General features: G+C 53.7%; 12 protein-coding genes. 4 read left to right on the top strand and 8 right to left on the bottom strand.

Annotated features, from left to right (window positions below):
• Positions 1-2: 2 nt before the first annotated feature.
• The 5 genes from ybeY to hrcA form a co-directional block, all read right to left on the bottom strand.
• The gene (gene ybeY / locus VVR27_RS08445; RefSeq protein WP_346873054.1) at positions 3-509 is read right to left on the bottom strand and encodes an rRNA maturation RNase YbeY; all 507 of its coding nucleotides are present in this window, start codon (positions 507-509) and stop codon (positions 3-5) included.
• Positions 509-1,600, bottom strand: coding sequence for a PhoH family protein (locus tag VVR27_RS08440; protein ID WP_368547941.1), 1,092 nt, complete (start codon positions 1,598-1,600; stop codon positions 509-511). Before VVR27_RS08440 ends, ybeY begins: the two co-directional genes overlap by 1 nt.
• A gap of 112 nt (positions 1,601-1,712) precedes the next feature.
• Positions 1,713-2,474, bottom strand: a complete 762-nt coding sequence (locus tag VVR27_RS08435; protein WP_346873056.1) for a 16S rRNA (uracil(1498)-N(3))-methyltransferase — start codon at positions 2,472-2,474, stop codon at positions 1,713-1,715.
• Positions 2,475-2,479: 5 nt separating this feature from the next.
• On the bottom strand, positions 2,480-3,610 hold the full coding sequence (gene dnaJ, locus VVR27_RS08430) for a molecular chaperone DnaJ (RefSeq protein WP_368547940.1): 1,131 nt from the start codon (positions 3,608-3,610) through the stop codon (positions 2,480-2,482).
• Positions 3,611-3,675: 65 nt separating this feature from the next.
• Positions 3,676-4,668: a heat-inducible transcriptional repressor HrcA gene (hrcA, locus tag VVR27_RS08425; protein ID WP_346873058.1), complete on the bottom strand. Its 993-nt coding sequence runs from the start codon at positions 4,666-4,668 to the stop codon at positions 3,676-3,678.
• Between the two features lie 202 nt (positions 4,669-4,870).
• Between hrcA and VVR27_RS08420 the strand changes: the two genes are divergently transcribed.
• Together VVR27_RS08420 and VVR27_RS08415 are read left to right on the top strand one after the other, a co-directional pair.
• Positions 4,871-5,668, top strand: coding sequence for a DUF3097 family protein (locus VVR27_RS08420; RefSeq protein ID WP_409349947.1), 798 nt, complete (start codon positions 4,871-4,873; stop codon positions 5,666-5,668).
• Positions 5,669-5,818: 150 nt separating this feature from the next.
• Positions 5,819-6,235, top strand: a complete 417-nt coding sequence (locus VVR27_RS08415) for a DUF4870 domain-containing protein (protein ID WP_346873060.1) — start codon at positions 5,819-5,821, stop codon at positions 6,233-6,235.
• Positions 6,236-6,321: 86 nt separating this feature from the next.
• On the opposite strand, the gene hemW is transcribed toward VVR27_RS08415, so the two are convergent.
• Both hemW and lepA read right to left on the bottom strand, forming a co-directional pair.
• Entirely contained in the window at positions 6,322-7,566 is a 1,245-nt protein-coding gene (hemW, locus tag VVR27_RS08410) for a radical SAM family heme chaperone HemW (protein ID WP_368547938.1), read from the bottom strand.
• Positions 7,566-9,422, bottom strand: coding sequence for a translation elongation factor 4 (gene lepA, locus VVR27_RS08405; protein WP_346873062.1), 1,857 nt, complete (start codon positions 9,420-9,422; stop codon positions 7,566-7,568). Before lepA ends, hemW begins: the two co-directional genes overlap by 1 nt.
• Before the next feature lie 214 nt (positions 9,423-9,636).
• Between lepA and VVR27_RS08400 the strand changes: the two genes are divergently transcribed.
• Positions 9,637-10,308 carry a type II toxin-antitoxin system PemK/MazF family toxin gene (locus VVR27_RS08400; protein WP_368547937.1) on the top strand — a complete coding sequence of 224 codons (672 nt, stop codon included), beginning with the start codon at positions 9,637-9,639 and terminating at the stop codon, positions 10,306-10,308.
• Positions 10,309-10,499: 191 nt separating this feature from the next.
• Complete coding sequence (gene rpsT / locus VVR27_RS08395) at positions 10,500-10,763, top strand: 30S ribosomal protein S20 (RefSeq protein ID WP_368547936.1); 264 nt, start codon at positions 10,500-10,502, stop codon at positions 10,761-10,763.
• 113 nt (positions 10,764-10,876) lie between these two features.
• Here the strand turns inward: rpsT and holA are convergent, their stop codons facing one another.
• Positions 10,877-11,881, bottom strand: coding sequence for a DNA polymerase III subunit delta (gene holA / locus VVR27_RS08390; protein WP_368547935.1), 1,005 nt, complete (start codon positions 11,879-11,881; stop codon positions 10,877-10,879).
• Positions 11,882-11,933: the final 52 nt, after the last annotated feature.

The following is an 11,933-nucleotide window of genomic DNA, read 5'->3' as shown; positions in this document are numbered from 1 at the left end:
GGCTAGTGCCTCGTTTCAACGGGAGCAGGGCGACCTAGAAAGTCTTCAAGAATAGTCCGCTGGATACCGAACATCTCAGCTTCCTCTTCTTTCGTGGCGTGATCGTAGCCCAGGCAATGCAGGATGCCGTGGGTGGTGAGCAAACAGAGCTCATCGAGAGTCGAATGCCCGGCTTCTTTGCCCTGAGCAGAAGCTACCGGTGGGCAGAGCACGATATCGCCCAGCACACCGGTTGCCGGCTGGTCCGGTGTACCTGGAGTTAACTCGTCCATTGGAAAGGACATTACATCGGTTGGCCCGGGCAGATCCATCCACTCTAGGTGAATACGCTCCATTTCAGACTCACCCACGACGCTGATGGAAAGCTCAGTCTCTGCGGAAACATTCAGATGAGCGAAAGCATGAGCTACCAGACGCTCTAGGACGTTTGTATCAACCTCAGCAAAAGACTGACGAACGGTTTCAGAAGCATCCTGGGCGGCATCCTCAATATCAAATTCAATGTTCATTAGTGGTCCTTAGATACTTCAATACCCGATTTTTCAAGTAGCTTCTCAGCCGCAGCTTCAATGGTTTGGCGTTTGACCTTGCGAGTTTTGCGGCGATCGATATTAGATTTCGTTTCGTCCCAGCGATCATAGGCACTCACAATATCTGACACGAGCGAATGACGAACCACGTCCTCAGCCTGCAGCAAAGAAAAATGAATATCTTCGACTCCCTCAAGAATCTGGCGAATTTGTTTAAGACCCGACGCATGTCCACCCGGAAGATCAATCTGAGTAACGTCACCAGTAATAACCATCTTGGAGCCAAAACCCAGGCGTGTGAGGAACATCTTCATCTGCTCAACAGTGGTATTCTGAGCTTCGTCCAAGACAATGAAGGCATCGTTGAGGGTGCGGCCACGCATATAGGCAAGAGGCGCTACCTCAATGGTCCCGGCCTCCATCAGACGCGGGATAGACTCCGGGTCCATCATGTCATGAAGCGCATCGTAGAGCGGGCGCAGGTAGGGGTCGATTTTCTCGTGGAGAGAGCCGGGTAAGAAGCCTAGCCGCTCCCCAGCCTCTACCGCGGGGCGAGTCAGAATAATGCGGTTAACCTCTTTAGCCTGCAATGCCTGAACAGCTTTTGCCATAGCGAGGTAGGTTTTACCGGTACCAGCCGGGCCAATACCGAAAATAACGGTATTAGCGTCAATGGCATCAACGTAGCTTTTTTGGTTGATGGTCTTGGGGCGGATGTTCTTACCCCGTGAACTCAAAATGTTATGGCTAATGGCCGCAGCTGGATGCGCCAGCGTGGCTGTCATCATGCCCATAATGCGAGTGACCACTTCGGGGGTAACCTGGGTGTCATTTTGAACAAGCTGAACCAGCTCACCTAACAACCGCACGGTGGTCCCTACGGTTTCAGAAGGGCCGGTGACCACAACATCTAACCCCTTAGGGCGGATGGCGAGCCCCGGGAAAGCATGTTCAATTAGGGTGATGTTGCCATCGTGGGGGCCAAGGACGGCCACCATCTCTTCAATTGAGCGGAAAGAAAAAGTTCGAGCAACGGTTAGTGGGCGGTGCGTAGCGGATGCAGTAGTCATAGGTGACCTCGCAGGTCTTTCAGAGCTCCTTGGCAATAGCAAAGTGGGTAAAAACTACTTTACCGAGCGCGGGGACCAGGAGGTAGAAGTTTTGCGGTCAGTGATATTACAACTACCAACGGCCTAGTGCGATGTTGAGGGTTGAGATAGCGGCGGCCCCCGCGGTGGAACTGCGCAGCACCTCATCACCCAAGAGGACGACCCTGGATCCGGCGGATTTTAAGAGTTCGAGTTCACGCGGGCTCACTCCCCCCTCGGGACCCACCAAGAAATAAATCTCTTCAACGGTGTCGGTTAGACTGGCTGAAAGTTCTTGGGTTAGTCGGAGCTCAGCCTGCTCATGCAGTACCAGAAAGAGAGCGGTATCGCCCAGCTCACGGGCTAATTCAGCCAGGTCAGCGCTACTGTGCTGCTCAAAAACTTGCGGTATGACAGCTCGCCTGGACTGCTTTGCAGCAGCCCGCACGGTGTTCTGCCACTTGGCATGAGCTTTAGCGGCGCGCTCCATTTTCCACCGCACAATAGATCGGTCAGCACTCCACGGTACGACTCCATGAGCACCCAGTTCCGTAGCCATTTCTATAGCCTGGATGTCACGATCGCCCTTGGCAAGAGCTTGAACTAGATAGATGGTCACCTGCTGTGACTGCTGGGTGAGCAGGTTAATGCCAACCCTGACACCAGCATCTAGGATTCCAAGAACTGACCCGGTAGCGCGCCGTCCTGCACCATCTGCTAAATCAATGCCCTCGCCAACCAAAGCCCGCTTCACATTCTTAGCATGGTGCCCTTCATCGCCCGTCAGGTCAAAGGTGCTACCTTCTTCCAAGAGGTCAAATTCGGGGGTGCTAATGTAGTAGACCGCGTTTGTCATAGGGATTACTTCAGATGATTTTTAAGGCGGGAGAAAAAGCCCCCGGAGTTCTTATTTGAAAGCGTTTCGCTGACCTTGAGGTCTTCACCGCGGGACTCAGAGAACCGCAACAGAAGGTTCTTCTGTTCCTCGGTCATGCGGGTGGGAGTGCGCACCTCAATCTGTACACGGATATCGCCCCTACCGCCACCGCGCAGACGGGTCACGCCCAGTTCTTTGAGAGTGATGATATCGCCAGACTGGGTACCGGCCGGTACGTTAACCTCCTGAACCCCATCGAAGGTCTCCAGCGTAACGGTGGTTCCCAGAGCGGCAGCAGTCATGGGCACACCCAGTGTTGCTACCAGGTCATCACCGTCGCGGACGAACACAGGGTGAGATGCTACTCGCAGCTCAACGTAGAGATCCCCGTTAGGTCCCCCCGCAGTTCCCGCTTCACCCTGACCAGCCAAGCGAATGCGGGCACCGTTAGTAACACCTGCAGGAATTTTGATGGTGAGCGGCTTGCGCTCGCGCACACGGCCCTCACCGTAGCACTCAGCACAGGGATTCTTGATGACAGTGCCAAAACCACGACAGGACGGGCACTCAACCGGCTGGACGACAGTACCCAGAATAGATTGAACCTGGCGTTGCATGTAACCCTGACCGTTGCAGGTCGAACAAGTCTCAGGGTGAGTGCCTTCTGCGGTGCCTTCACCCTCACAGCGCCCACAGGTGACTGCTGTGTCAACAGTGATGGGCTTATCAACGCCGAAGACGGCCTCCTGCAATTCAATTTTCACGGTGATGAGGGCATCTTGGCCCTGACGCATGCGGCTCTGCGGACCGGTGGGACCTGAATTGAAGAAGGTATCAAAAATATCCTGGAAGCCACCAAAGCCACCACCGAAACCACCCGCACCGCCAAAGCCCCCGGCAGAACCATTTTCGTTACCGGTCTGGTCGTAGATACGACGCTTTTCAGGGTCGGAGAGCACATCATGAGCTAGTGAAACCCGCTTGAACTGCTCTGCGGCCTCTTCCGAAGGGTTAATGTCAGGGTGCAACTGACGAGCCTTCTTGCGGTAAGCCTTCTTAATGTCTTCTGCGGACGCATCTTTGGACACACCCAAAGTTTCGTAGTGACTGCTCACTGATTCCTCTTTCTAGAGTAGGTTCACACAAAATATACCGAACGAGGCGCTAAAGGCAGTTGCCCCTAGGACTCGCTCAAAATCTTTGACAGGTAACGCGCCACAGCGTTGACCTTTGAAATAGTCATGGAGTAATCCATTCGGGTTGGCCCTACTACTCCTAAGGCAGCTGCTTCATCGGGGCCATAACCGCGAGCAATGACCGCTGCCTCTGACAGCGAATCTTCCGGGTTCTCTTGACCGATACTGACAGCAAAACCCTGTTCGTTTCGGTCGATGCCGGTCAAGAGTTTGAGCAGAACTACCTGTTCTTCTAGAGCGTCGAGCACCGGCGCAATGCTGCGGCTAAAGTCTACGGCTCCCTCAGCTAGGTAAGCGGTACCTGACACCAGTAAACGGGTGGGGTCTCCCTGGCTTCCCATTGCTTGGAGGGTAGCCCAGAGGGGGCTAAGTCCAGGGACATCAGGAGGTGCGGGTTGAAGCTCAGTCAGCAGATGCAGCGGCTCGCCCTCACACTGTTGGTTCAGTACTCTGCGCCAAAATGACAGTTGTTCTTCGGTGTGCAAAGTTGCCACATTGCGTTGAAGGATCTGACCGGTGTTGGTAATCAGCACCATCAGAATCATGGCGCTTGAAAGGGGTACCAGCTCAATATGCCGGACCGTCACCGTTTTCTTACGCGGGTACTGAACAAGCGCAACCTGCTGTGTAAGATGCGACAGCAGACGGGCGCTACGCCCCATCATCTCGTCGATGTCCTCGGCGCTATCTAGAAGTGTTCGTATAGCTCGTTTCTCAGCTGAACTTAGCGGTTGAACCTGCGCTACACGGTCTACAAAAACCCGATAGCCCTGGTCCGTCGGGACCCGCCCCGCACTCGCATGAGGAGCCTTGATAAGCCCAGCTTCTTCGAGTGCCGCCATGTCGTTGCGTACCGTGGCACTTGAGACACCCAGATTGTGCCGCTCAATGAGAGCTTTCGAACCCACTGGCTCACGCAGGTGCACATAATCTTCAACAATTGCCTGTAGAACCTGCAGGCGACGAGGGTGATCCATATGCACCTCCTGGGCTAAAACGAGCTTCATATCTAGCACCCTCAGGTTGAGAGTGCTAACACCGCTTAACTCTAATACCCCCTGGGATAGAATCAGAATTCGGTACGCTCATGGCTAAGGTGGGCAGGCGCGCGCAGAAAGGCAGCTAGTGGATTACAGAGACAGTTGGGGGTCAGCTGACCTCACTAACCACCGAGTCGCAGTGCCTAGAAAAATTGCTGTCAAACCTGGTCTTCTACTCGAGGACGTGCAAAGTGGCTGGGTAGGAGTAGTCGTCTCGTTAGAAACCATCGGCAGCATGCGCGTTATCGGTCTAGAAGATCGGCACGGAAAGGTCAAAAAATTTCCGCTAGGACCAGGTTTTCTCTACGAGGGGAAGCCGGTCAGCGCCGTCGTCCCTGCACGTAAATCTCAACAAACGAAGCCACAAATCTCTCGATCAGGCTCCCGCGCCGTTGAAAACGCCCCATCTCGCACCGCACGTGCCTCCCGCATATGGGTGGAAGGCACGCACGATGCAGAGCTGGTGGAAAAAGTATGGGGTCACGACCTCAGAGTGGAAGGAATCGTTGTAGAACCCCTACACGGCGTGGATGACCTCGCTGCTGCCATAGCGGTCTTCGACCCTGCACCGCACCGCAAACTGGGCATCCTGGTTGATCACCTGGTGAAAGGGAGCAAAGAAAGCAGAATCGTCGCACAGGCTCTACAAGCTCCTGGTGCACGCGGAAATGTCAGCGTCGTTGGTCACCCTTTTGTAGATATCTGGCAAGCCGTCAAACCAAGTGTTGTAGGTATCGATGCCTGGCCCTCTATTCCGCGCTCAGAAGAGTGGAAAAAAGGCATACTGCGGCGGTTCGGGTGGCCTCACGAAACCCAAGCAGATATTGCCACTGGCTGGAAGACCATCCTTTCGAAAGTTGAAACCTATACGGATTTAGAACCAGCCCTTCTCGGCCCCGTCGAACAACTCATCGACTTTGTCACCTTAGAACCCTAGCCTTATGTGACAAACATCGTGACCAGGACAGCAAAAATGCCCGTTATCGATATGTTCTCTACACTAAATTTTCACTAGAATGGTCACAGCGCAAGACCCACCCTGTCTTTTGCCACCACCCGTTCGCACCACACTCAAAGAGAAAATTTTTTGAAGACCGCAACCTCTCCCTCAGCAAACGCTTACAAAGGCTCACCGGCTACCGCCTCGCATCTTTCAGTAGCGGCTGATCGAAACATTGCAACCACCGCTCACTTTGGAGGCGTCATTGGGTGCATCCCTTCGGCCGTCATTTACTATCTCTACCGCGGTCGTGGCCCCTTTACCGAACAAGAATCAAGAGAAGCACTTGATTTCACTCTGTTGCCCACCCTCGTCATCGCTGTATCAATCATTCTCAGCGGTGTGCCCGGTATCGGTTGGTTCTTTGGTCTCTTGGCGGCCCTCACCTGGACCTTCCTCGCGGTTTCCTCGCTGATTGCCGGTATCAAGGTAACTCGAGGTAACCCTTATCAGTACCGTTTTAACACCCAACTTTTTACCCGCATTCAGAACCGTAAAAAGTAACGGTAGTCAATAAACTAAAGCGATGCCCGGCACTCAAGGTGCCGGGCATCGCTTTTTCACAAGAGTGGCCTAGGAGCATAACCAGTTTATAGGTCTGGTAAGAGTTCGCGGGTTACCGCGTCTCCCAGCAGCCTTCCCTGGAGCGTTAGTTGCACCTTACCCTCTGATCGGGCTTGGGGCTCAATTAAACCCTGAGCCTGAAGCCAGTCCAGGGAGCTCTCAATGTCTTGAGGAGAGCGACCACCTTCAAGTTTGCTGATATGGAGCCCATCAATGACGCGAATCTGCAGCATGATGTCTTCGAACCGGCGAGTTTCAGCAGTCAGAACTTCACGGGCAGCTGCCGGGCTCAGCCCTTCTCTCACCTTATGGGCATAGGGTACCGGGTGCTTCAGGTTCCACCAACGAGTACCGTTGATATGCGAGTGAGCGCCCGGGCCAATGCCCCACCAGTCCTGGTTGCGCCAATAGGCATAGTTGTGACGACTGCGGGTGGCCTCGGTGGTCGAATAATTTGATACTTCGTACCAGTGGTATCCACCAGCGCCAAAGATCTCTTCGGCTGCCAGGTACATATCGGCCATGAGATCATTATCAGGCATCTGGTAATCTCCACGCCGAATCTGGGCAGCAAGTTTGGTGCCCTCTTCAATGATGAGAGAGTAGGCAGATATATGATCCGGTTGATAGCTCACCGCAGCTTGGGCTGATTCACGCCACTGCTCGAGTGTCTCCCCGGGAGTTCCATAAATGAGGTCAACTGATACCTGCAGACCAGCCTCTTTGGCCCACCGCACCACTTTGGGCACGTTGGCCGGTGTATGGGTACGGTCAAGAACCTCCAGAACTGAGGGAATAACAGACTGCATACCAAAAGAAACGCGGGTAAAACCACCAGCTTTGAGCTCGAAAAGGTCATCTCTGGTTACTGAGTCAGGATTAGCTTCAGTGGTGACCTCTGCACCCTTCTGCAACCCAAATAGTTCAGTGGCTGACTGCAAAATGGTGACCAGGTCTGCTGCCGGAAGCTTGGTAGGCGTACCGCCCCCAAAAAAAATCGAATAGAGGGGGCGGTCTGGCACCCCTGAATCCCGCAGGACACGCTGCGCGAACTCAAGCTCTGCCACAGCGTCCTGAGCGTAGGAGCCAAGACCGACGCCGTTACCAAAATCATCGGTGGCATAAGTATTGAAATCGCAGTAGCCGCAGCGCACCGAGCAGAAGGGCACATGGATATAGAGGCTGAAATCGCGTTCCTTGCACCCAACGGCAGAACCCGCGGGGATCCTGCCGTCCAGTGGTGCCGGAGCGCCTAAAGGCTGAGCCGGCATTATTTTTTTGCTTTATCCTTCGACTCTTCACCGGAAGACAGCGCAGCGATGAAGGCCTCCTGCGGAACCTCAACACGGCCCACCATCTTCATGCGCTTCTTGCCTTCCTTCTGCTTCTCCAGCAACTTACGCTTACGCGAAATATCGCCGCCATAACACTTAGAAAGCACGTCCTTACGCATAGCGCGGATATTCTCACGGGCAATAATACGAGAACCAATTGCCGCCTGGATGGGCACCTCAAACTGCTGACGAGGAATCAACTCACGCAACTTACCGGTCATCATCATGCCGTAGGAGTAGGCCTTATCACGGTGGGTGATAGCACTAAAAGCATCGACCTTCTCACCCTGCAGAAGAATATCTACCTTGACCAGATCGGCTTCTTCTTCGCCGTCAAATTTCCAGTCAAGTGAGGCATAGCCGCGAGTCTTAGACTTGAGCTGATCAAAGAAGTCGAACACGATCTCGGCTAGGGGCAGGCGGTACCGCAACTCAACACGATCCTGAGATAGGTAGTCCATGCCACCCATGGTGCCGCGACGTGACTGGCAAAGCTCCATAATCGCACCCACAAATTCGTTAGGAGCGATGATGGTGCAGGCAACCATAGGTTCCCTAATGGTGGCTACCTTACCCTCGGGGAACTCGCTGGGGTTGGTCACCCTCTGCGAGGTCCCATCCTCAGCTACCACGTCATAAATAACGTTAGGAGCCGTTGAAATGAGGTCCAGATTAAACTCGCGCTCCAGGCGCTCGCGCACAATCTCAAGGTGGAGCAGACCCAGGAACCCACAGCGGAAACCAAAGCCCAAGGCCGCTGAGGTCTCAGGCTCATACACCAGAGCAGCATCGTTAAGCTGGAGCTTATCCAGGGCATCACGAAGAGCAGGGTAATCAGAACCGTCAATGGGGAAGAGACCGGAGAAGACCATGGGCTTGGGGTCCTCATAGCCACCCAGCTCTTCTGTAGCTGACTTCTGAGCCGAAGTGACAGTATCACCTACGCGGGATAGGCGGACGTCCTTCACGCCAGTGATGAGGTAGCCCACCTCACCCACCGCCAAACCATCAGTTGATTTGGGCTCAGGTGAAATAACGCCAATTTCCAACAGCTCGTGTTCAGCACCGGTAGACATCATCTTAATTTTTTGGCGGGGGCTGAGCTTTCCGTCCACAACGCGCACATAGGTCACTACACCGCGGTAAGAATCGTAGACCGAGTCAAAAATCATGGCGCGAGCAGGTGAATCCGGCTCTCCCTGAGGGGCAGGGAGTAGCTCAACGATGCGGTTGAGAAGCTCCTCAACGCCTTCACCCGTCTTACCTGAAACGCGAAGAACCTCATCGGGCTCAACCCCAATGAGGTTGGCAAGTTCCTCAGCATACTTTTCTGGCTGAGCGGCCGGTAGGTCAATCTTATTGAGCACCGGAATGATAGCGAGATCATTTTCCATGGCCAAGTAGAGGTTGGCCAGGGTCTGAGCTTCAATTCCCTGCGCGGCGTCCACCAATAGCAAAGCACCTTCGCAGGCTGCCAGAGAACGCGAGACTTCATAGGTGAAGTCCACGTGACCCGGAGTATCAATCATATTGAGGGCATAGTTAACTCCGTCTACCTCCCAGGGCATGCGCACTGCTTGGGACTTGATGGTAATACCGCGCTCCCTCTCAATATCCATACGATCCAGGTACTGGGCCTTCATCTCGCGTGGAGTCACAACCCCCGTTGCCTGAAGCATACGGTCAGCTAACGTGGACTTACCGTGGTCAATATGCGCGATAATGCAGAAATTACGGATAATTTCTGGGTTAGTGGCCGCAGGTTTGGGCGGTTTAGTTGCCAGAGGTGACAAGCTGTGGTTCCTTTCACGGCTGGTTGCAACACAGTTGCACGCATCTGGGGCGGACGCCGGCGCGCAGAGAGTTGGTATAGGTTAGTTAATAAGTTTCCCACATCCAGGGTGACTTTGCACTTTCAACACCTGCCGAGGTATCTACGAAGAACTCAGGGAGTTTTCAGGTATTTGTATGTGCTATTCACCTATTCTTATAGGTATGAAGATCAATATGAGAACTATCCAACAGGCCCTCAATATTGGGCAAAGGGTCTACCGCGAATGGAATAAATACCAGAACAAGAAGACGCGTGAAACAGCTAGGCAGCAGTCACGTTCCACCAACCAGCCAGCTGGGTACGCCCCACCCAAAGAAGAGCAAAGTGGCAACTTTGGTAATTTTGGTCGCCAGCAGCAACCCCGCACTGCTCCCCCGGCAAATCCTTATGCACGGTCTAACCCCTATGCAGACACAGGTGCTACCTCTGGCTCCACTTCTGGGAGCTGGCAAGCCGGAGGATACCCCGGGGACTACTTTGGCAGCCTATCTTTTGATTACTCACCTGTGCCGGACGGCAAAGCTGACCCCGGTGAGGTTGTGTGGGCTTGGGTTCCCTTTGAAGAGGATTATCAGCAGGGCAAAGATCGCCCGGTTCTGATTGTTGGTCGCGAGGGAGACTACCTCTTGGCTCTCATGTTGACCAGCAAAGACCACAACAATGCGGTAAACAAGGCTTCTAACTACATAGATATCGGTAGCGGAGTCTGGGATAAAGAAGGTCGCGCTTCGGAGGTGAAGCTGGACCGCGTGATCCGCCTAAATTCTGATGAAATCCGTCGCGAGGGCGCCATCATACCCCGTGAAACCTTCGACCTCGTTGCCAACGCTTACCGTCAGCGTTAAACCGGAGGTCTAAATGTTGCCCGCATCTCTGCCCAAGATGCGGGTAAGCCTGTTAGAGTTAATCCTTGTGTGTCCGATGGTCATCGGGCACTGCTGTTCGATTGCCATAGGCATCCCCACGCCGCTCAGTCGATGATCGAACAGCGAAGCCCTCACCGACCAATTAGACAAAAACAGAAAGTTTTTACACCGTGGCTAACATTAAGTCTCAGAAAAAGCGTATCCTCACCAACGAAAAGGCTCGTCTGCGTAACAAAGTAATCAAGTCCGACCTCAAGACCAGCTTACGCCGCGTCAACAAGGCAGTTGAGGCGCAGGACGCAGCAGCAGCAACCGATGCTCTGCGCACTGCAAGCCGCAAGCTTGACAAGGCTGTTTCCAAGGGTGTTCTTCACAAGAAGAACGCTGCAAACAAGAAGTCAGGCCTCGCAGCTCGCGTAAACAAACTTTCCTAATTTTTCTCTGCCAGCCCCTCTAGCTGGCTGTCTATTTAGCGAAGTGACACGTTGCCCCGCGGACCATTCACTGGTCAGCGGGGCAACGTGCTTTAAGTTTAGGATAATTCTTTCTAATGATGCTGGGAGGCCCGGGAAACAGCAAGCACTGCTTTTTCCAGGGGATAGAGAGCGTCAAGGTTCTCCCCCTTGAGTGCAGCGTCAGTGTCAGCCAAAACCTGCATAATAGCCGCGATATCCTCAACCGAGTAACGTCGTGAATCCCGCATGGCTACTTCGACCTGCCAGGGCGCCATTTTGAGATTACTGGCTAGCTGCTGAGCGCTCCCCCGAATGCCGTGAACTTTAGCTATATTGCGCATGCGTAAAGCTAATGCGCCCAGCATAGGGATAGGGTCACTACCGGTGTCTAGAGCCTGGCGCAGCAGCTTAACAGCCTCTCTGCTATTACCCGCCACCGCAGCGTCGCTCACCTTAAAGGCGCTCACTTCAGTACGTCCACCGTAATAACGGTCAACAACTGAGATATCAATGGTATCGGGGCCATCTGCATGCAGTTGCCGGCAGGCTGAAGCTAGTTCCGCTGTATCAGAAGTTGCTTGAGCTAGAGCCTGTGCAGCCTCGGCGGTAATCTTTTTGCCCAGCGTTCTAAACTCATAGAGTACAAAGTCTGTCTTATCTTTTTCGGTCTTCAGCGGCTTGCATTCGACCAGGTGGAAGGCGCGGGAGGCTCGAACGGTATCAATCAGCTTCTTACCGCGGTTACCGCCGCTATGGCTCAATACCACGACAGTCGTTGAGGAGGGGTTCTGGGCATAGTCGAGAGCATCGATGAGAAAAACGTCGCTCATCTGCGCTACATTCTCAATCTCAACGATTTTAGGTTCGTCAAAAAGTGAAGGGCTGGTGATGACGGTGAGCTGGCCGCTCCTGTAATCCTTAGCGGACAAGGTAGCTAGTTCATAACTACCTTCACGCTCCTGATACAGTTCCCGCAGTCGTTCCTTAGCACGTTGAGCAAAGTAGTCGTCTGACCCGTAGAGCAGAATCAACGGTGCCAGTTCTACTGTTCTCCAGCCGTTAGCGTGGCCGGTATTTGCTCGTGATGTGCGTGCCATATGCCTCCTTAGGTGCCCTCCTATTCTGGCAGACTTTTTCATTCTCTGCAGA

The sequence above is a fragment of the Rothia sp. LK2492 genome, assembly GCF_040946345.1.
GTDB lineage: Bacteria > Actinomycetota > Actinomycetes > Actinomycetales > Micrococcaceae > Rothia > Rothia endophytica.
This window is presented reverse-complemented; position numbering and strand designations above follow the sequence as displayed.

Bases quoted from the DNA above. Each gene is read 5' to 3' on its own strand.
- ybeY (WP_346873054.1), bottom strand. From the start codon at position 509: ATGAACATTGAATTTGATATTGAGGATGCCGCCCAGGATGCTTCTGAA.
- VVR27_RS08440 (WP_368547941.1), bottom strand. From the start codon at position 1,600: ATGACTACTGCATCCGCTACGCACCGCCCACTAACCGTTGCTCGAACT.
- VVR27_RS08435 (WP_346873056.1), bottom strand. From the start codon at position 2,474: ATGACAAACGCGGTCTACTACATTAGCACCCCCGAATTTGACCTCTTG.
- hrcA (WP_346873058.1), bottom strand. From the start codon at position 4,668: ATGGATCACCCTCGTCGCCTGCAGGTTCTACAGGCAATTGTTGAAGAT.
- hemW (WP_368547938.1), bottom strand. From the start codon at position 7,566: ATGCCGGCTCAGCCTTTAGGCGCTCCGGCACCACTGGACGGCAGGATC.
- VVR27_RS08400 (WP_368547937.1), top strand. From the start codon at position 9,637: ATGAGAACTATCCAACAGGCCCTCAATATTGGGCAAAGGGTCTACCGC.
- holA (WP_368547935.1), bottom strand. From the start codon at position 11,881: ATGGCACGCACATCACGAGCAAATACCGGCCACGCTAACGGCTGGAGA.